Here is a 19863-nt window from a genome sequence, read left to right as displayed (position 1 = left end):
GGCACGCCCGGTTCCACGTCGCGAGCGCGGACCGGGCGGCGAATCGCTTCCTCGCACGCCGGCGGTTTGCGCTGCGGCGGCCGTCAGGCCGCGTCGACGCCCGCCCCTTGCGATCCGCTTCTTCGCCCTGCTTGTTGGTCTCGCTACTTGCGCGCGCCTCGCAGGTCCGCAACGATCTGCTGCAATCTTTCGGGCGTGACATGCCCGGGGTCGAGCGGCTCGCCGACTGCAAGCGTGAGCCGGCTCATCACGCCCTTGTGCACCGGGCGCGGCCATTGCGAATCGCTGCCGCGTGAAAACACGCTGCCCCACAACCCGCGCAGCGCCATCGGCAGGACCGGCGCCGGCGTACGGCGCAGGATCTCCGTCACGCCGCGGCGGAACGGATTGATATCGCCGGTTCGCGTGAGCTTGCCCTCGGGAAAAATGCAGACGAGGTCGCCGTCTTTCAGCGCCTGCGCGCACGCGTCGTAAGCGCGCTCGAGTAACGCGGCGTCTTCTTGCGCGGGCGCAATCGGAATCGCCTTCGCGTGCCGGAACAGCCAGCCGACGAACGGCGTGCGAAAAATCCGGTGATCCATCACGAAGCGGATCGGCCGCGGGCTTTCGGCCATGATCACGATCGCGTCGACATAGCTGACGTGATTGCAGACCAGCACTGCGGCGCCGTCTTCGGGAATACGCTCCGCATTCACGAGGCGGATCCGGTAAAACGTATGCACGAGCAGCCACGCGACGAAGCGCAGCAAGAACTCGGGCACGAGCGAATAGATATAGATCGCGACAACGACGTTAAGCAGCGCTGTGACGAGGAAAAGCCCCGGAATGCCGACGCCCGCCGACGTCAGTGCAACGGCCATCAGCGCCGACACGATCATGAACAGCGAGTTCAGAATGTTGTTCGCCGCGATGATGCGCGCGCGATGGCTCGGCACGCTGCGCGCCTGAATCAGCGCATAGAGCGGCACGCTATAGAAGCCGCCGAACATCGCGAGCAGGAACAGATCGGCGAGCACGCGCCAGTGCACCGGCATCGCGAGAAACTCGGCGACCGACAACAGATGCGGCGCGCGCGGCAGCGTGTGGCTCGCAAAAAACAGGTCGATCGCGAACACGCTCATGCCGATCGAACCGAGCGGCACGAGCCCGACCTCGATGCGGCGCTTGGACAGCCGCTCGCACATCAGCGAACCGATGCCGATGCCGACCGAGAACGTCGCGAGCAGCACGGTCACCACGTCGGGGTTCGCGGAAAGCACATCTTTCGCGAAACGGAAAAACGATGACAGAAACGTCGCCCCGACGAACCACAGCCACGAAATGCCGAGCAGGCTCAAAAACACCGTCCGGTGTTCGCGTGCGAGCTTCAGATTGCGCCACGTTTCGCTAACGGGATTCCAGTTGATCTCGAGACCCGGTTGCGCGGGCTGCGATGCGGGCACGAAGCCCGATACGATGCGTCCGGCCACCGCGATCGCAAGACAGCCGCCCGCGAGAATCGCTTCGCTGTGCGCGGCAAGTCCCGCCGCTGCGCCGCCGACGATCGTGCCGAGCAGAATCGCGACGAAGGTGCCCATTTCGACGAGCCCGTTGCCGCCGACGAGTTCCGGCTTCTCCAGATGCTGCGGCAGATACGCATACTTGACCGGACCGAATAGCGTCGAATGCACGCCCATCATGAATGTGCACAGGTACAGCAGCGGCGCGCCATGCAACCAGAAGCCCGCGCCGCCCACGAGCATCACGCCGATCTCGAAAGTCTTGACGAAACGCGTCAGCATCGCCTTGTCGTACTTGTCGGCGATCTGGCCGGAGGTCGCGGAAAACAGCACGAACGGCAGGATAAAGATTGCGGAGATCAGGAACGCGGCCGTATCGGCATTGACGCCTGAAAAACGCGCTGCCTGATAGGTGACGAGCGACGTAAAGCCGATCTTGAACACATTGTCGTTCATCGCGCCGAGGAACTGCGTCCAGAAGAACGGCGCAAAACGCCGCTCGCGCAGCAGACGGAACTGCGATTCGTGCGCGTGACCTTCGCGGACGGCACGGCGGGCGGCGGATAGCGGTCGATCGCTCATCGGATGCGAAATGCGGAGTATCGGTGGAAGCCGGAAGGCACAATGTAAGGTAGACAACGCCCTACCAGACTGCCAGCGGGTTATGACAGAGTGCGTGGCGTCGACACAGTCGGCAGGCGCCGCGGCAAGCACGGAGAACGAGCGCAGCAGGCCAACAAGCAGACGGACGCAGCAGACGGGCACAGCAAACCAGCTGTAGCGAGCAGACACAAAAAAGCGCACGCTTTCGCGCGCGCTCCGATGCATCGTCAGCCACCCTGTATCAGCACAGTCGCAGCACCACATTGCGGCAGCATGGCGCGGCAACATCGGGATAACCCGTACCCTACACCAAAGCGCCGGGGCAGTAACGTGAAACCGGCTAAAAGCTGGCGACAGGTGGCGTGGCCGGCCCGACGCTTACTGTGCCGGTTCCCGCTCTTCCGGCCAGTCGCGGATATAGGCCTTCAGCATACGGTTCTCGAAACCCTGCTCTTCGACGACTGCCTTCGCGACGTCGTAGAACGAGATCACGCCCATCAGCGCGCGGCTTTCCATGACCGGCAGATAGCGCACGTGATGCTCGAGCATCATGCGCCGCACCTCGTTGACGTCCGTTTCCGGGGTGCAGGTGAGCGGATGGTCGTCCATGATCTTGCGGATCGTCGTGGTGCCGACGCTGCCGCCGTTGCGCGACAGCGTGAGGATGATTTCGCGGAAGGTCAGCATGCCGACCAGATCGCCGTACTCCATCACGACGAGCGAGCCGATATCGTGTCCGGCCATCGTATCGATCGCGTCGGTGAGGGGGGTGTCGGGAGTCACCGTGAACAAGGTGTTTCCCTTTACTTTGAGGATGTCGCTGACTCGCATGATTCGTCTCCTGATGATGCGCGGATAGGCTTGGATGGCATTATTTTTGATGCTATCGGAAAGACCCTTAAAAGGAAAGCAGCGAAGAACGGCGCGGCAAGGGTGAGCTGAGCGTGAGCTGTCCAGCCACAGGCCGTTCCGGCAAGCGATGGACCCAGGCGGCGAACCCATGCCTGTCCTGCCCGACCAGGCCAATCCAGGCCGGTGATACGATGATCACACTCCCACCTCCGCGCGGCTTCACGCCCTGCCGTTCCAATGCCAGCCAACCGTTTCGATACGCTCGCGCTGCATGCCGGCGCGGCCCCGGATCCCGCCACCGGCGCGCGGGCGACACCGATCTATCAGACCACGTCATTCACGTTTCGCGATACCGACCATGCGGCCGCGCTCTTCAACATGGAGCGCGCGGGCCACGTGTACTCGCGGATCTCGAACCCGACCGTTGCCGTATTCGAGGAACGCGTCGCGGCGCTCGAGAACGGCGCGGGGGCGATCGGTACCGCGAGCGGACAGGCCGCCCTGCACCTTGCCATCGCGACGCTGATGGGCGCGGGGTCGCATATCGTCGCGTCGAGCGCGCTGTACGGCGGGTCGCACAATCTGCTCAGCTACACGCTGCCGCGCTTCGGCATCGAAACGACCTTCGTCAGGCCCGGCGACCTCGATGGCTGGCGCGCGGCCATGCGGCCGGCTACCCGGCTGCTGTTCGGCGAGACGCTCGGCAACCCGGGGCTCGAGGTGCTCGATATCGCGGCGCTTGCGCAAATCGCGGGTACGCAGCGCATCCCGCTGCTCGTCGATTCGACGTTCACGACGCCGTATCTGATCAAGCCGTTCGAGCACGGCGCCGACTTCGTCTACCACTCGGCGACCAAATTCCTCGGCGGCCACGGCACGACGATCGGCGGCGTGCTCGTGGACGGCGGCACCTTCGATTTCGCCGCATCGGGCCGCTTTCCCGAGTTCACCGAGCCGTATGCGGGCTTTCACGGCATGGTGTTCGCCGAAGAAAGCACCGTCGCGCCGTTCCTGCTGCGCGCGCGGCGCGAGGGGCTGCGCGATTTCGGCGCATGCCTGCATCCGCAAGCCGCCTGGCAATTGCTGCAGGGCATCGAAACCTTGCCGCTGCGCATGGAGCGCCACGTCGCGAACACGCGCAAGGTGGTCGACTTTCTCGCCGCGCATCCGGCTGTCGAATCGGTCGCCTACCCCGAGTTGCCATCGCATCCGGATCATGCGCTCGCGAAGCGTCTGCTTCCGCGCGGCGCCGGCGCCGTGTTCAGCTTCAACCTGCGAGGCGACCGCGCGGCCGGTCGCCGGTTCATCGAGGCGCTCACGCTGTTTTCGCATCTCGCGAACGTCGGCGATGCGCGCTCGCTCGTGATTCACCCCGCCTCCACGACACACTTTCGAATGGACACCGCCGCGCTCGCGGCCGCCGGCATCGCCGAGGGCACGGTGCGCCTGTCGGTCGGCCTCGAAGACCCGGACGACCTGATCGACGATCTCAAACGGGCCCTGAAAGCGGTACAAAAGGCCGCCGGCGCGGGCGTCGGCACAAAGGAACGCCAGCCGCAGCAGGCCACCGCCTCGACGTCCTCCGCTGCGCAACCCGGTACCACGCGCAAGGAATGCCCATGATCGTCGATGTGAACGGCAAAGCGGCCTACGCGTACACAGGCGGCAAACCCTTCGATCCCGCGCTGCCGACGGCTGTTTTTATCCACGGCGCGGAACACGACCACAGCGTCTGGGCGCTGCAAACGCGCTACTTCGCGCATCACGGCTTTGGCGTGCTCGCACTCGACCTGCCCGGGCACTGCCGTAGCGCGGGCCCGGCGCTCGCCAGCATCGGCGAACTCGCCGACTGGCTCGCGGCACTGCTCGACGCAACCGGCATCGCACGCGCGTTTGTCGCGGGACACAGCATGGGCTCGCTCGTCGCGCTCGACTTCGCGGCGCGTTACGCGGCACGCGCGACGCATCTTGCGCTTCTCGCCACCGCCGCTCCGATGACCGTTTCCGATACGCTGCTCGCCGCGGCGCGCGAGCGCGAAACCGAAGCGATCGACATGGTCAACCAATGGTCGCATTCGACGATCTCCGCCAAGCCGTCATGCCCCGCGCCGGGCTTCTGGCTGCACGGCATGAACCAGCGCCTGATGGAGCGCGTTGCGGCGACCGGCGAACCTCGTCTTTTTCATACCGACTTCAGCGCGTGCAACGCCTATGCCGACGGCCTCGATCGCGCCGCTCGCGTGCGCTGCCCGGTACGGATGATTGTGGGCAAACGCGACCTGATGACGCCGCCGCGCGCAACGCGTGCACTGGCCGATGCGTTGCGCCAATCGCAGGTGCCGTTCGACATCGTCACGCTCGACGCCGGACACGCGCTGATGGCCGAACAGCCCGACGCGACGCTCGATGCACTTTTTACGTTCGCCTTGACGTCACCTGCCAGCGTACCCGCCTGAGCGGTTGCGCACCATTGGCCGAATGGCCAGGTTGCACGCGCAAATGGAACGCAGCAAAATGAATCCATCCTGCAAGCGGCAACGCACGGGAGCTGACGATGGACCCGCATTCCACGCAACACGAACCGCACTTCGCGAGCTTCGCCGAGTTCTATCCGTATTACCTTGAAGAGCATCGCAATCTCACGTCGCGGCGTCTGCACTTTCTCGGCTCGCTCGGCGTGATCGGCTGCCTCGCAATGGCGCTCGCGTCGGCCGACTGGATGTGGCTGCCGGCGGCGGTCATATGTGGATATGGGTTTGCATGGGCCGGGCATTTCTTCTTCGAAAAGAACCGGCCCGCCACATTCCGCCATCCGATCTACAGCCTGATGGGCGACTGGGTGATGTTCAGAGACATCTGCACAGGGAAGATTTCGTTGTAAGCGCGGCCGCTCGTGCAGCCCGCTCGTGTAGCCCGCTCATGCAACCTGCTCAGGCAACCTGCTCAGGCAACCCGCTCATGCAACCCGCTCATGCAACCCTCTGAGACATCGCCGAGGCCGCGCGAGCAGCTCCGTCGGCCAACTGTGTTGAGCGTTCGTCCGCGCGTGCCGCGACCAGCTCAGCGAGCGTGACATCGAGCTTGTCGTTCTCGAGCGCGGCCAGCAGCATCGCACCGTGAACATGCGTCGAATCGAGATTGGCCTGATACGCAAGCTCATCGCGATCGATCACGAACAGGTCGTAGAGCTGCCGCACGGTGATCTGATTCGGATTCGCGAGCAGCACGTGATGCGGCTGCAAGCCGTTCTCGTCGAGCGGCACGATCCAGCCGATCGTCTCGAGTTGCTGCAGCAGGCGCACGGTCGTGTCCATGTCGCGGCGAAGCAGGCGCGCGAGTTCGGCCACCGTATAGCCGCGCGAGCCGGTGTCGCGCGCAGCGCTCAGGGTCGCGAGCAGTTCGAGCGCATAGAGCAGATCGCCGCCGGCGAAATAAGGCCGGTGAAACTGCCCGATGCGAATCGCAGGCAATGCCGACGCGATCATTGCCCCAGCCAGCGTGATGAACCAGCTCAGGTACATCCATAGCAGGAACAGCGGCACCACCGCGAATGCGCCGTACACGGCCGTATAGCTCGGTATGCGGCGAATATAGAAGCCGAAGCCGCGCTTGGCCAACTCGAATGCGATCGCCGCGCACAAGCCGCCCACCGCCGCGTCGCGCCATTCAACGCGGCAGTTCGGCAGATACATGTACATCAGCGTGAATGCGAGCACCGTCAGCGGCAACGCAGCGCCTGTCAGCGCCCATTCGATCAGCGACGGAATGTGCTGCGTGGCCGTGTACGCCATCGACCGCGTGAACAGATACGACGAAATCGAAAGACTGACGCCGATCAGCAGCGGCCCGAGGGTCAGGATCGCCCAGTAGACGAGCACGCGCTGCGCGAACGGCCGCGCCTTGCGCACGCGCCAGATCACGTTGAACGCGGATTCGACCGTCATCATCGTCATCACCGACGTGACGAGCAGCACGATCATGCCGATCGTCGTCAGGCCTTTCGCCTTCGATGCGAACTGGTTCAGATACTTGAAGATCTGGTTATTGAACTGCGCCGGCATCAGGTGATCGGCAAGAAAGCTCTGCAGCGAAGTCTGGAACGACGCGAAAATCGGAAACGCGGTGAAGAGCGCGAACGCAACCGTCGCAAGCGGCACGAGCGAAAGCATCGTGGTGAAGGTAAGGCTGCCGGCCACCTGAGGAATACGGTCTTCGCCGCTGCGCTGCGCGGCGAATTGCGCGAGGCGTTTGATCGTATCGAAGTCGACACGCAGACGGGACAAGAGAGGCAACACGCGCGACAGCAAACCGAGCTCCTTCCACTTCATGATCTCTCCGAACGCCGTCGTGCCGAGCGACGACCCGAATATGACGCGAGTGCGTGGCATGAGCGCTGGACCCAGCCCCTATAATACCCGTTCACCTGGAACAGGCTTATGAAAGACATTCTCGTTCTTTACTACAGCCGGCACGGCGCGACGCGCGAACTCGCGCTCGCAATCGCGCAAGGCATCGATAGCGTGCCCGGCATGCAGGCGCGTGTGCGCACCGTCCCGGCGGTTTCGACCGTTTGCGAGGCAACGGCACCCGACATCCCCAGCGAAGGGCCGCCGTATGCCGAGCTGCGCGACCTCGAGGAATGCGCGGGCCTTGCGCTCGGCTCGCCGACGCGCTTTGGCAATATGGCCGCGCCGCTCAAATACTTTCTCGACGGCACGACGCCGCAATGGTTATCGGGTGCGCTCGCCGGCAAGCCCGCATGCGTGTTCACGTCGACGGGCAGCCTGCACGGCGGACAGGAAACCACCCTGCTATCGATGATGCTGCCGCTGCTGCACCACGGCATGCTGATCGTCGGCATCCCCTACACCGAAAGCCTGCTGAACACGACGCAAACGGGCGGCTCGCCATACGGCGCTTCCCACCACGCACGCGCCGATTCCGCGGCGCACGGCATTTCCGCCGACGAGAAAGCGCTCGCGATCGCACTCGGCGCACGCATCGCACGCACCGCCGCGTCGATGACCGACCGTCCGTAGGCCGCCTCGCGACGAGGCAACACCGAAGCGCACCGTACCGATGAATACACGACACCCGCCTGCCCCACCGACCTCGGCGCCACGCGCACCGGCGTGGGCCGCTTACGGCGCAGCCGCATCGCTCGTGCTGCTGATCGCGTTGTGCGTCGGTTGGGAATGGCGCATCGCACCGTTGCGTCCGGGCGGCTCGGCGCTCGTGTTGAAGGCGTTGCCGCTGTTGCTCGCGCTGCCCGGCGTCTGGCGCCGCAGTCTCTATACGTTGCAGTGGGCGTCGATGCTCGTGTTGCTCTATTTGATGGAAGGCATCGTGCGCGGCATGAGCGATCGCGGTCCGAGCGCGACGCTGGCATGGCTCGAAGCGCTGTTCGCGGTACTGTTCTTCACGTGTGCATTGGTCTACGTCGCGCCGTTCAAACGTGCCGCGCGGCGCGCGAAGAAAGCGGCGTAGCGCACGCGCAAGCAACCAAGGGGGCCGTGCGAAACACCGCTCGCGAAGGTGCCAGGCTACACGGACGACGACCACGCCGCTGCCGCGCGGCATGGAACGAACACACGCCGCCCGCTTGCGGCATAGGAGGTAGCGATGAAGATTCGCGTGCTGTCCGATCTGCATCTCGAGCACGACGAGCCCGACCTGATTCCCCATGCCGACGCCGATCTGGTCGTACTTGCGGGCGACATCCACAACCACGCGCAAGGCCTGCGCTGGGCCGCGCAAACCTTCGATGGCGCGGTGCCGGTCGTCTATGTGCCGGGCAATCACGAGTACTACGACGGCGAGTTCGGTGCGCTCGAATCGGCCATGCACGACGCGGCAGATTCGGTGGACAACGTGCACTTCCTCAATAACGCCGCGCTGATCGATCCAGGCGGCCGTTGGCGTGTGCTCGGCACGACGCTGTGGACCGACTTCGAGCTGTATGGCGCGCAGCCCGATACACGCGACGCGTCGATCGCGGCCGCGCAGCGCGCCATGCTCGACTATCGCGGGCTCATCCAGGTGGCGTGGGGCGATGCGGGAAGCGCCGAAGGAAACCGCAGCGGGCCTCGCCCGTTCACCCCCGCCGATTCGCTCGCGCTCCATGCGCGCGCACGCGCATGGCTTACCGACGCACTCGCGCAACCGTTCGCGGGCCACACCATTGTCGTCACGCATCATGCGCCGCATCGGCGCAGCCTCGCGGCGCGCTACGCGAACGACCTTGTATCGGCGGGCTTCGTCAACGATCTGCGCGAACTGGTGCGCGAGCCCGTCGCGTTATGGGTCCATGGCCACACGCACACCGCCTTCGACTACGTCGAACACGGCACGCGCGTCGTCTGCAATCCGCGCGGCTACTTCGATATGCGCACGCGCCGGTTCGAAAACGGGCAGTTCAGCTGGACGAAGGTAGTGGAAATCTGAGCGGGCAGAGGTGTATCAGAGACTGCTCGCATCGTCCCTGCGCGCAGGCTTCATCGACGAGCCGGCCGATGACGCTTTCGCCGGCACGAGCCGCGGCTGCGGCCGCATGCGTCGAAGCAGGTCGCGCGACGCGGCAACCGCGATCAGCCCAAAAATAACGGCGACACCGATCATCAGATGCGTATCCATGTTTTCCTCTTCTTGCCATTCGTTGCGGACGGGTTGCGCAGGGCGTCTTGCGCCGCGGCGCCGCGGCGCCGCGGGAGCCGGCAGCGGCGTCGACTCCACGTTAGCAAAACCGGTCCGCGTGGGAAGTAAGGAAGTGTTGCGATGCAACGGCATCTGTAACGTCGTACCAAAGCGCGGCATGCCCGAGGCACGAGGCGTGAATCAGGTGCGGGCGAACTTGCGCAATTCGGCGTGATCGTTGGCAAGCGTCGCCGGCAACCCGTCGCGCAGATACTCGACCCATGTGCGGATCTTCGCGTCGAGGTATTGGCGCGACGCATACAGCGCGTACAGCGTCATTTCCTGCGACGTGTACTCGGGCAAGACCCACACGAGCTCGCCGCTGCGCAACCCGGCGATGGCCGAGTAGATCGGCAACAGCCCGATGCCCATGCCTTCGCGGACGGCCACCGCCTGCGCTTCCGCCACGTTCACCTGGAATGACGCCGAACCGAGCGCAACCGTCTCCTGTCCGTTAGGACCGTCGAAGGTCCATTCATCGGTCGGGAAAATCGGCGTGAGCAGACGCAGGCACACGTGGTGACGCAAATCCGCGGGCGTTTGCGGTATGCCGTTGCGTTCGAGATACGCAGGCGACGCGCACGTGATGCTGAATGCGCTGCCAAGGCGCTGCGAAACGAGTCCCGAATCGGGCAAGTGCTGCGCGAGCACGAGCGCGACATCGTAGCCTTCGTCGAGCAGATCGGGCATACGCTGTGCGAGCGTCAATTCGACGTGGACTTCCGGATAGATCTCCTGGTATTTGCCGACCGCCGGCACGACGTAGTGCTGACCAAAGCTCGTCATCGCGTGGACCTTGAGCTTGCCTGACGGACGGGCATGCGCATCGCTCGCCTCCGCCTCGGCCTGATCCACATACGCGAGAATCTGCTCGCACCGCTGCAGGTAGCGCTCGCCGGCTTCCGTGAGCGCGATTCGCCGCGTGGTGCGATTGAGCAGCCGCGTGCGCAAATGTGCTTCGAGGTCCGAAACAGCACGCGACGCATACGCGGTAGTGGTGTTGAGATGCTGCGCGGCAGCGGTGAAGCTGCCGGCCTCGACGACGCGGGAAAAGACGCGCATGTTCTGGAGCGTATCCATGTCGATCCTTGACTACCGTTGGAGGCGATTGTTGCACATACCGTAACGGCGATTATCGCAAATCCGGTAAAGATGCGTTACACCTTTGCCTGTTATTCAGTAATCGCATGAAAAATATAATGGCGACCAGCGTTTCATAGTCATTTTGGGAGAAAATCGTGCGGTTTTCGGTGAGAAATAGGATCGCCGCGTTCGCGGTTCTTGCGATCTCGCTAACAATTGCCGGCTGCGCGTCTCCTGGAAACATGGCGCCCGAGGCGCACGCCCACGACCCGATGTCGCTCGATGCGGGCGCGGCGATTCGCGCCGCCGATCTCGATGCGCAATGGCCCGCCGCCGACTGGTGGCGCGCCTACCGCGATCCTCAGCTGAACAGTTGGGTAGAAGCGGCACTGGCGGGCAATCCGACGCTCGCCGTTGCGCAGGCGCGCGTGCGCAACGCGCAGGCGCTCTCGGCGGTCAATGCGGCCGCGCTCGCGCCACAGGTCAACGGCAGTCTGTCCATCCAACGGCAGCATTGGCCCGATAACGTCTATTACGGCCCGGGCCCGCTCGCCGACCAGACCACGTGGAACAACACCGGGGTGCTGGGTCTGTCGTATCACCTCGACATATGGGGCCGCGATAAGAACGCCGCCGAAGCCGCGCTCGACTTCGCGCATGCAAGCGCGGCCGACGCACGCGCCGCGCAACTCGAAATCGAAGCGAACGTCGTGCGCACGTATATCGACATGTCGATGAACTACGAGCTGCTCGACATCGCAAAGAGCACGCTCGCGCAACAGCAACAGGTTGCGGACCTTGCGAACCGGCGGCTCAAGGGCGGCCTCGGCACGCAGCTCGAAGTCTCGCAGGCCGAAACGCCCTTGCCCGAGTCCGAACGGCGCATCGATGCGCTCGAAGAGGAAATCGCGCTCGGCCGCAACCAGCTTGCCGCGCTCGCCGGCAAGGGACCGGGCGCGGGCGACGCGATCACGCGGCCGCAACTCGCGCTGAACGGTCCCGCCGGCCTGCCGTCGACGCTGCCCGCGGAACTGATCGGCCATCGTCCCGATATCGTCGCAGCGCGCTGGACCGTGGCGGCGCAGGCGCGCGGCATCGACGTCGCGCATGCGGACTTTTATCCGAATATCGATCTGCTCGCGTCGGTCGGCGGCTTTGCCGCGATGGGGCCGCTCTTCCAGTTTCTGCATGCGCAGAACGGCCAGTGGACCGCCGGGCCGGCCGCATCGCTGCCGATTCTCGACGGCGGGCGTCTGCGCGCGCAGCTCGGCGCCGCATCGGCCGGCTACGACATCGCGGCCGAGCAGTACAACCAGGCGATCGTGAGCGCATTGAAGCAGATTTCCGATCAGGTCGTGCGGATCCGCTCGCTCGAAATACAGGCGAAGGAAGCGCAGCGTGCCGTCGATATCGCGACGAAAAACTATCGGCTTTCGCGCGAAGGCTACCGGCGCGGCCTGACCGACTATGTGAACGTGCTGATCGCACAAACCCAACAGCTGCACGCGCAGGAAGGCGTAGCGCGCGTCGAGGCCGACCGGTTGAACGCACGCGCAACGCTGGTCGCCGCGCTCGGCGGCGGCCTCGCGGCGCCGGCCGACGGACCATCGGAAACCGAGACCTGGCCGGCGAGCGAACGTGACAAGGACAAGCGCCGCGCGGCTGCGGCGCCAGCCGCCCTCGACGCCGCCGGTGCGACGAAGCCAACCCGAGCACGTTCCGCGGCAAATTCCGCGGCAAATTCCGCGGCGGCGCGCGCGAAGGACGCCGCGCCGCCCGATCAAACGGACGCGAAAGCGCCCTGACCGCCGCGCCGCCCGCCATGACCAGTCCGTCCTCCACGCCAGGCGCCTTGCTGCCGTCGCTCTACGCGGCGGCCGCCGACTGGGCCCGCACCGACGGCCGCAACTGGATCTACATCCTGAAGGCGCTGACCGCGGCGTTTCTCGCGATCGGCATCGCGATGAAGCTCGAGATGCCGCAGCCGCGCACCGCGATGACGACCGTCTTTATCGTGATGCAGCCGCAAAGCGGCGCGGTATTCGCGAAGAGCTTCTACCGGATCTGCGGCACGCTCGTCGGCCTCGTCGTGATGCTCGCGCTGCTCGGCCTGTTTCCGCAGCAGCCCGAACTGTTCATCCTGTCGACCGCGATATGGGTCGGCATCTGCACGGCCGGCGCCGCGCGCAACCGCAACTTCCGCTCGTACGGCTTCGTGCTGGCCGGCTACACGGCCGCGCTGATCGGCATTCCTGCTTCGCAGCACCCGGACGGCGCGCTGCTGTCGGCGTTGACGCGCGTCTCGGAAGTGCTGCTCGGCATCGTCTGTGCAGGCGCCGTCAGCGCCCTTATCTTTCCCGAACACACGGGCGAACTGGTGCGCACGACCGTGCGCGCGCGCTTCAGCTCGTTCGTCGATTATGTGGGCAACGCGCTGGGCGGCCGCATCGAGCGCGCCCAGATCGAAGAAACGAATGCGCGCTTCATTGCCGATATCGTCGGCCTCGAAGCGATGCGCAGCATGGCCGTTTTCGAAAGTGCCGAATCGCGCATGCGCGGTGGGCGCCTCGCGCGGCTCAATACCGAATTCATGGCCGCGTCGACGCGTTTTCACGCGCTGCATCAGCTGATGAACCGCCTGCACATGCAAAGCGCGTGGGTGACGATCGACGCGCTCGAGCCCTACTTCCGCGAAATCGCGCCGCTATTGCACCGCCGGTCCGGCGAGCCCGTGCGCACAGCCGCGGATGCAATCCATTCGGCCGACCAGCTCGAAGCGTACAAGGCGGAACTGCCGCAGCGCATTCGCGCGACGCGCGCCGAACTCGCCGTGCATCCCGACGAGCCGCTGCTCGACTTCGACACCGCCTCCGAGCTGCTCTACCGCTTCGTCGAGGACCTGCACGCGTACACGGCCACCTACGCGTCGCTCGCGGTGCCCACGCACGCGCGCGAACGCTGGATCGAGCATTACGAGCCAAAGACGAATCCGCTCGCGGCCGGCATCTCGGGCGTGCGCGCGGCGATCGTGATGTGCGTGCTCGGCGCGTTCTGGATCGCCACCGCCTGGCCGAGCGGCACGACGCTCACGCTCAATGCGGCCGCGATCTGCGCGCTTGCATCGTCGTCGCCGAACCCGCCGCGCATGGCCTGGCAGATGGCGGTCGGCACGACCCTGGCGTCGTTCATGGCGCTGATCCTCACCTTCGGCATTTATCCGCACATCGACGGCTTTGCGCTGTTGTGCGCGGCGCTCACGCCGTTTCTCGCACTCGGCGTGTTCATGACGACACGCCCGAAACTGGCCGGCTACGGAGTCGGCTACTGCATCTTCTTCTGCTTCCTCGCCGGGCCCGACAACCTCGAGGTCTACGCGCCGACGAGTTTTATGAACGATGCGCTCGCGCTCGTGCTCTCGATGCTCGTCACCGCGGTCGCGTTCGCGGTGCTGCTGCCGCCGTCGACGCCGTGGCTGCGCAATCGCCTGCTGATCGACCTGCGCCGCCAGGTCGTAGCCGGCTGCCGCGGCAACGTGCGCGGGCTGCGCACGCGCTTCGAAAGCGGCGCACGCGACCTGATGTTCCAGATCAACGCGCTCGCAGCCGACGAGCCCGAAGTGAAGCGCGACACGCTGCGCTGGCTGTTCGCCGTGCTCGAAGTGGGCAACGCGATCACCGACTTGCGCGTCGAGATCGACAGACTGCCGCGCGAACCACGCTATGCGCGTATGGCACCGTGGCGCGTGAAGCTTCGTGCGATGCGCGACGACGTCGGCCGTCTGTTCGAAACGCCGACCGCAAAACGGCTCGATATTGCGCTTGGCTCGACCGACGCCGCGATCGACGCGGTCCAGCAGATGCTCGCGCGGGTCGCGCCGGAACGCGAAGAACGCCACCGGATGCAACGCATTCTGAGCCACGCGCACTTCGTTCGAAGCGCGCTGCTCGACCCCCAATCGCCGCTTGCCGAACTGAACGGCAACGGCGCCGGCCATCCGCCACCAGGAGCTCGCCATGCCTCGTGAGGTTGCAATTCTCGACGCGTACATGCCTGCCGTCATCGTGCTGTTTCTGGTCGGCGCGGTGCTGACATGGATGATCGACCGGGTGCTTGCGCAGATCGGCGTGTACAGCGTCGTCTGGCACCCGTCGCTGTTTCGCGCGAGCCTGCTCGTCTGCGTGTGCGGCGGCCTCGGTCTCGCGGTTTATCGTTGATAGAGTCGAATCATGACCATCCGTAACATTCTCGGGTTTATCGCGACTGTGGCAATTTTCGTCGTCGCGATACTGATCGGCCACGCGCTGTGGGTCCATTACATGGACGAACCGTGGACGCGCGACGGCCGCGTGCGCGCCGAAGTGGTCAATATCGCGCCCGACGTGTCGGGCGCGGTTGTCGAGCTGCCGGTGCGCGACAACCAGCTCGTCAGGAAAGGTGATCTGCTCATGCAGATCGACCCGTCGCACTATCGGATCGCGGTCGAGCAGGCGCAGGCGGCGGTCGCCGCGCGCAAGGCCGAGCTGCAGATGCGCCGCGACGATGCGAAACGGCGCGCGGATCTCGATAGTCTCGTGGTGTCGAAGGAATCGCGCGAAAACGCGACGCATACCGCCAATTCGGCGCAAGCGCAGTATCAGCAGGCCGTCGCGGCGCTCGATGCGGCGAAGCTCAATCTCGAGCGCACGCGCGTGATATCGCCCGTCGACGGTTACGTGACGAATCTCAACGTGTTTCGCGGCGACTATGCGATCGCAGGGTCGGCGAAGCTTGCGATCGTCGATAGCCACTCGTTCTGGGTCTACGGCTACTTCGAGGAAACGAAGCTGCCGCACGTGAGGCTTGGCGATGCGGCCGAAATGCGGCTGATGAGCGGCGGTGTGCTGCGCGGGCACGTCGAGAGCATCTCGCGCGGCATCTACGACCGCGACAACCCCGAAAGCCGCGAACTGCTCGCCGACGTGAATCCGACCTTCAACTGGGTGCGCCTCGCGCAGCGCGTGCCCGTGCGCATCAAGATCGATGCGGTGCCCGACGGCGTGCTGCTGTCGGCCGGCACGACCTGTACGGTCGTGGTGACGCCGTCGAAGAGATAAGCGCGGCTAGAGAGAAGAGAGAACACGCGACGCCGGGCCGTCGCGGCCCGGCTGACCGGAAGAAAGATCAGGAAGACGAAGAAGGCTTGCGCGGCATGCCGAAGCCGCCTAGCAGCGCGGCGAGCGGCTGCTTCGACGCCGGCTTTTGCGGCGCACCGTCGTTCTCGTCGCGCTTCGCCGATGCCGCGGACAGCGCGCTCGGCGACGGCTCGTACGGCTTCAGGAAGAAGTCGTCGATCGGCGGCTGACGGTGCGAATGCGAAGCGCCGCGCTCGAAGCCGCCGCCCGAACGGCGCCGGCTGCCGCGGTCATCGCGCTCGTCGCGGCTGCGACGGCCGCCGCGATCGTCGTGATGGTGCCGCACCGGCGCATCGACGACGAGCCGCTGGACTTCGAGCGGCCGCTTGATGAGCTTCTCGATATCCTGCAACTGCTTGCGTTCGTTCGCGCTGAACAGCGACAGCGCATCGCCCGATGCGCCCGCGCGCCCCGTGCGGCCGATGCGGTGCACGTAGTCTTCCGCATTGAACGGCAAATCGAAGTTGATGACGGCCGGCAATTCGGCAATATCGAGGCCGCGCGCCGCGACATCGGTGGCGACGAGCGCTTCGATCTCGCCGCGTTTGAAGGCGTCGAGCGCCTGCATCCGCTCGCTTTGCGAACGGTCGCCGTGAATCGCGGTCGCGACCACGCCGTCGCGTTCGAGTTGCCGCGCGAGCCGGCTCGCGCCGATCTTGCTGTTGCAAAACACGATGACCTGCTTGAGGCTGCGCTCGCGTATCAGTTGCACGACCGCGCCGGTTTTGTCGCCTTCCGCGACTTCATAGACGATCTGCGTGACGTTGGTCGCCGTCGAGTTGCTGCGCGCGACTTCGATGGTCTGCGGGTTGCGCAGGTAGGTGGCCGCCAGCTTCTTGATTTCGCCCGAGAACGTCGCGGAAAAGAGCAGCGTCTGACGCTCTTTCGGCAGCAGGTTCAGGATGCGCTGCAGGTCGGGCAGAAAGCCCATATCGAGCATGCGGTCCGCTTCGTCGAGCACGAGAATCTGCACCTGGCCGAGATTCGCGGTTTTTTGCTGCACGTGGTCGAGCAGGCGCCCCGGCGTCGCGATCAGGATTTCGACGCCGCGCCGCAATTCCGCCGATTGCGGGTTCATGTCGACGCCGCCGAACACAACGGCGCTGCGCAGCGGCGTGTGTTTCGCATATGCCTGCACGTTCGCGGCCACCTGGTCGGCCAGTTCGCGCGTCGGCGTCAGGATCAGCGCGCGCACCGGGTGGCGCGCCGGCGAGGCGCTCGTGCTTGCGGCCGGCAAGAGCCGCTGGATGATCGGCAGCGAGAAGCTGGCAGTCTTGCCGGTGCCGGTCTGCGCGGCGCCCATGACGTCGCGGCCGCCCAGCACGACAGGAATCGCCTGCGCCTGGATCGGCGTCGGCGTCGTGTAGCCCTGCTCCGCGATGGCTTTCAGGATGTCGGCCGACAGGCCGAACTGGTCGAAGGTCGCGGTGCTAGGAGTGACAACTGTGTCGGACATGGTGGCTGCTATCGGTAAAAATGCGACTACGCGCGACGGCGCGAAGCCTTGTACTGCCTGCGTGATCTGGACGGCGGCCGCCTGCATGGCCACTACATGGCCACCGGGCAAGCACGCGGCGAGCTTGCGCGCCGTTTGACTGTCTGGTGAAGCGGCCGGCGCCGCCGACGGCATCAGGATGAACGCTGAGCACGCGATGTGCCGCAGGCGCGCCGGGTAATCAACACAAAAGCTGGCGAACGCAAAGCCGGGCGATCGGCAAGACCTGGCGGCCCAAGCTCCCCGGGGGCGACTACCCTGCGCGACCCGCCGCTACCCCACCTGCATAGAACAGGGCGTATCGGACCGCGGCCCGCGTCCCGCGTCGGGCGGCCCATATACCCGCCGCAAAGGGCGCTATTGTAGCACTTCGACGCAAGCGGCTCCGATGGGCTTTAGGCGGCTGCCGCACGCGTGACGGGCATGCGATAGCCGCCGACCGGCCAAAACCAGAAGACTGGCGCGCTCTCGCGACAATTGCGTGACACGCGCGGCCAACGTGAGCTCTAGCGCACGATCGTCACGCAATCGGAGAGGATCGGCGGCGCATCCGGCCCTCCTTGCATCGAGTCGTACAGGTCCGCGCGCGGGCCTTTCGTCCACCACGTATAGCTGCCCGCCTGATAGCGCACGCCGGAGCCCGATATCGTGCTCACGAACAACATGTCCCTGCCGTTCACGGGCACGACCGCAAAGCTCTGGCCGTTCGACGCGCTCAGATACGTGACGCGCAGAATACGGCCGGTGGCGCACGTATATTTCTGCGTGCGCGGTTTTTCCGTACGCAGGTCGCCGAAGCGCGGCGTGCTGCCGGTGGCTGCGACCGCACCGGTGGGAAGCGCCACCGACAACGCGATCGAGACAGCGGCAAGCACCGCCGCTGCTGGAACGAACCGCTGATTCATCGAACACTCCGCATATTCAGACATGGCGCCGATGCGGTTGACCGCGCAGTAGAAGGCGCAGTCGACCCCGTAGCTAACCCTTCAGTTGACCCCGCAGCTGACCGCCCAGCGGATCGCGTTCGCCGCTGTCGCGCCGAGACTTGCCAACCGCGTGCGCAGACTACTTCGCCGAAACCGGCCGCACTGCCGCCGCGGCCTCTTTAGCCCGCGCGCGCGCCTCCTCGACGTCCGCACCCGTCGCGACCGCGACACCCATGCGGCGCTTCACGAAACTCTCCGGCTTGCCGAACAGCCGCAAGTCCGCACCGGGCACCGCAAGCGCCTGCGCGACGCCCTCGAACGCGATGCCGGCTTCGTCGAGCCCGCCGTAGATCACCGCCGACGCGCCCGGCGCGCGCAGCGACGTGTCGACCGGCAGGCCGAGAATGGCGCGCGCATGCAGTTCGAATTCCGAGAGCCGCTGCGAGGCGAGCGTAACGAGCCCCGTATCGTGCGGCCGCGGGCTCACTTCCGAGAACCACACTTCGTCGCCGCGCACGAAGAGTTCGACGCCGAACAGGCCGCGGCCGCCCAGTGCCTCGGTGACCTTATGCGCGACTTCGCGCGTGCGTTCGAGCGCGCGTGGGCTCATCGGTTGCGGCTGCCACGATTCGACGTAGTCGCCGGCCACCTGCACATGGCCGACCGGATCGCAGAAATACGTGCGCGTTTCGCCGCTGGCCGGATCGAGCGCGCGCACGGTCAACTGCGTGATCTCGTAGTCGAAGTCGATAAAACCCTCGACGATCACGCGCCCATGATTCACGCGCCCGCCGGCGAGCGCATATTGCCATGCCGCGTCGACATCGGCCGCGCTCTTCACGACCGACTGCCCTTTGCCCGACGACGACATCACAGGTTTCACGACGCACGGATAGCCGACCCTGGCGATGCCGGCCTTCAGTTCGTCGAGCGAGTCGGCAAACGCATACGGCGAGGTCGGCAGGCCAAGCGCTTCGGCCGCGAGACGGCGGATGCCTTCGCGATTCATCGTCAGCTGCGTGGCGCGCGCGGTGGGGATCACTTCGGCAATGCCGTCGGTTTCGATCGTGGCGAGCGCGTCGGTCGCGATCGCTTCGATCTCAGGCACGATCAGGTGCGGCCTTTCCTTCTCGACGAGCGCGCGCAAGGCGGCGGGATCGGTCATGTCGATCACATGCGCGCGATGCGCAACCTGATGGCCCGGCGCATTGCGATAACGGTCGACGGCGATCACTTCGACGCCCAGACGCTGCAGCGCAATGATCACCTCCTTGCCCAGTTCGCCTGCGCCGAGCAGCATGACGCGCGTAGCCGAAGGAGAAAGCGGTGTGCCGATACGTTGGCCGGTCTGCATGGAAACTCCAAACGAATGCAATGGGTGGATCGAAGGGGTGCGGCGATGTTAACATGCGCGGCCGCGCTGTCCGCGCCGCGCGGGGGCTTCGACGAATGCGGCTGCGGTTGCGCAACGGCGTTGCGTGTCGGTACGTGTCGGCGTATCGGCGTACTGGTACGTACAGGCGATTCGCACTCGCTTGCGC

Annotated in this window: 18 protein-coding genes; 10 read left to right on the top strand and 8 right to left on the bottom strand. The window is 65.4% G+C overall.

Going from position 1 to position 19863, the window contains the following annotated elements; translation table 11 throughout:
• Positions 1-143: 143 nt before the first annotated feature.
• Complete coding sequence (locus BTO02_RS08400) at positions 144-2081, bottom strand: MFS transporter (protein ID WP_075156647.1); 1938 nt, start codon at positions 2079-2081, stop codon at positions 144-146.
• A 399-nt stretch (positions 2082-2480) separates the two neighbouring features.
• Complete coding sequence (locus BTO02_RS08395; protein WP_075156646.1) at positions 2481-2933, bottom strand: CBS domain-containing protein; 453 nt, start codon at positions 2931-2933, stop codon at positions 2481-2483.
• Between the two features lie 258 nt (positions 2934-3191).
• Here BTO02_RS08395 and BTO02_RS08390 point away from each other — a divergent pair, with 258 nt between their 5' ends.
• The 3 genes from BTO02_RS08390 (at position 3192) to BTO02_RS08380 (ending at position 5835) form a co-directional block, all read left to right on the top strand.
• Complete coding sequence (locus tag BTO02_RS08390; protein ID WP_075156645.1) at positions 3192-4577, top strand: O-acetylhomoserine aminocarboxypropyltransferase; 1386 nt, start codon at positions 3192-3194, stop codon at positions 4575-4577.
• Positions 4574-5410, top strand: coding sequence for an alpha/beta fold hydrolase (locus tag BTO02_RS08385; RefSeq protein WP_075156644.1), 837 nt, complete (start codon positions 4574-4576; stop codon positions 5408-5410). Before BTO02_RS08390 ends, BTO02_RS08385 begins: the two co-directional genes overlap by 4 nt.
• A 98-nt stretch (positions 5411-5508) precedes the next feature.
• The gene (locus tag BTO02_RS08380) at positions 5509-5835 is read left to right on the top strand and encodes an Mpo1-like protein (RefSeq protein ID WP_075156643.1); all 327 of its coding nucleotides are present in this window, start codon (positions 5509-5511) and stop codon (positions 5833-5835) included.
• An 88-nt stretch (positions 5836-5923) separates the two neighbouring features.
• On the opposite strand, the gene BTO02_RS08375 is transcribed toward BTO02_RS08380, so the two are convergent.
• Positions 5924-7282, bottom strand: a complete 1359-nt coding sequence (locus tag BTO02_RS08375) for a YihY family inner membrane protein (protein WP_198039214.1) — start codon at positions 7280-7282, stop codon at positions 5924-5926.
• Between the two features lie 108 nt (positions 7283-7390).
• Between BTO02_RS08375 and wrbA the strand changes: the two genes are divergently transcribed.
• From wrbA to BTO02_RS08360, 3 genes are all read left to right on the top strand, one after another.
• Positions 7391-7993, top strand: coding sequence for an NAD(P)H:quinone oxidoreductase (gene wrbA, locus BTO02_RS08370; RefSeq protein ID WP_075156642.1), 603 nt, complete (start codon positions 7391-7393; stop codon positions 7991-7993).
• A 40-nt stretch (positions 7994-8033) separates the two neighbouring features.
• Positions 8034-8441, top strand: coding sequence for a DUF2069 domain-containing protein (locus BTO02_RS08365; protein WP_075156641.1), 408 nt, complete (start codon positions 8034-8036; stop codon positions 8439-8441).
• Between the two features lie 135 nt (positions 8442-8576).
• Positions 8577-9398, top strand: a complete 822-nt coding sequence (locus BTO02_RS08360) for a metallophosphoesterase (protein WP_075156640.1) — start codon at positions 8577-8579, stop codon at positions 9396-9398.
• 15 nt (positions 9399-9413) lie between these two features.
• Here BTO02_RS08360 and BTO02_RS34735 read toward each other — a convergent pair whose 3' ends face one another.
• Together BTO02_RS34735 and BTO02_RS08350 are read right to left on the bottom strand one after the other, a co-directional pair.
• On the bottom strand, positions 9414-9587 hold the full coding sequence (locus BTO02_RS34735; RefSeq protein ID WP_198039213.1) for a hypothetical protein: 174 nt from the start codon (positions 9585-9587) through the stop codon (positions 9414-9416).
• A 201-nt stretch (positions 9588-9788) separates the two neighbouring features.
• On the bottom strand, positions 9789-10727 hold the full coding sequence (locus BTO02_RS08350; protein WP_075156638.1) for a LysR family transcriptional regulator: 939 nt from the start codon (positions 10725-10727) through the stop codon (positions 9789-9791).
• A gap of 170 nt (positions 10728-10897) precedes the next feature.
• Between BTO02_RS08350 and BTO02_RS08345 the strand changes: the two genes are divergently transcribed.
• Genes BTO02_RS08345 through BTO02_RS08330 form a run of 4 tightly spaced genes read left to right on the top strand, consistent with a single transcriptional unit; the run spans position 10898 to position 15823 of the window.
• Positions 10898-12535 carry an efflux transporter outer membrane subunit gene (locus BTO02_RS08345; RefSeq protein WP_442953440.1) on the top strand — a complete coding sequence of 546 codons (1638 nt, stop codon included), beginning with the start codon at positions 10898-10900 and terminating at the stop codon, positions 12533-12535.
• A 17-nt stretch (positions 12536-12552) separates the two neighbouring features.
• Complete coding sequence (locus BTO02_RS08340) at positions 12553-14754, top strand: FUSC family protein (protein ID WP_075156636.1); 2202 nt, start codon at positions 12553-12555, stop codon at positions 14752-14754.
• The gene (locus BTO02_RS08335; RefSeq protein WP_075156635.1) at positions 14744-14944 is read left to right on the top strand and encodes a DUF1656 domain-containing protein; all 201 of its coding nucleotides are present in this window, start codon (positions 14744-14746) and stop codon (positions 14942-14944) included. Before BTO02_RS08340 ends, BTO02_RS08335 begins: the two co-directional genes overlap by 11 nt.
• Before the next feature lie 12 nt (positions 14945-14956).
• Positions 14957-15823: an efflux RND transporter periplasmic adaptor subunit gene (locus BTO02_RS08330; protein WP_075156634.1), complete on the top strand. Its 867-nt coding sequence runs from the start codon at positions 14957-14959 to the stop codon at positions 15821-15823.
• 67 nt (positions 15824-15890) lie between these two features.
• On the opposite strand, the gene BTO02_RS08325 is transcribed toward BTO02_RS08330, so the two are convergent.
• The 3 genes from BTO02_RS08325 to purT all read right to left on the bottom strand — a co-directional run bounded on the left by BTO02_RS08325 (position 15891) and on the right by purT (position 19676).
• Positions 15891-17357, bottom strand: a complete 1467-nt coding sequence (locus tag BTO02_RS08325) for a DEAD/DEAH box helicase (protein WP_075158709.1) — start codon at positions 17355-17357, stop codon at positions 15891-15893.
• A gap of 545 nt (positions 17358-17902) precedes the next feature.
• On the bottom strand, positions 17903-18301 hold the full coding sequence (locus tag BTO02_RS08320) for an MliC family protein (protein WP_075156633.1): 399 nt from the start codon (positions 18299-18301) through the stop codon (positions 17903-17905).
• Positions 18302-18461: 160 nt separating this feature from the next.
• Positions 18462-19676, bottom strand: coding sequence for a formate-dependent phosphoribosylglycinamide formyltransferase (gene purT, locus BTO02_RS08315; protein ID WP_075156632.1), 1215 nt, complete (start codon positions 19674-19676; stop codon positions 18462-18464).
• Positions 19677-19863: the final 187 nt, after the last annotated feature.

It is taken from the genome of Paraburkholderia sp. SOS3 (assembly GCF_001922345.1).
Taxonomy (GTDB): Bacteria; Pseudomonadota; Gammaproteobacteria; order Burkholderiales; family Burkholderiaceae; genus Paraburkholderia.
This window is presented reverse-complemented; position numbering and strand designations above follow the sequence as displayed.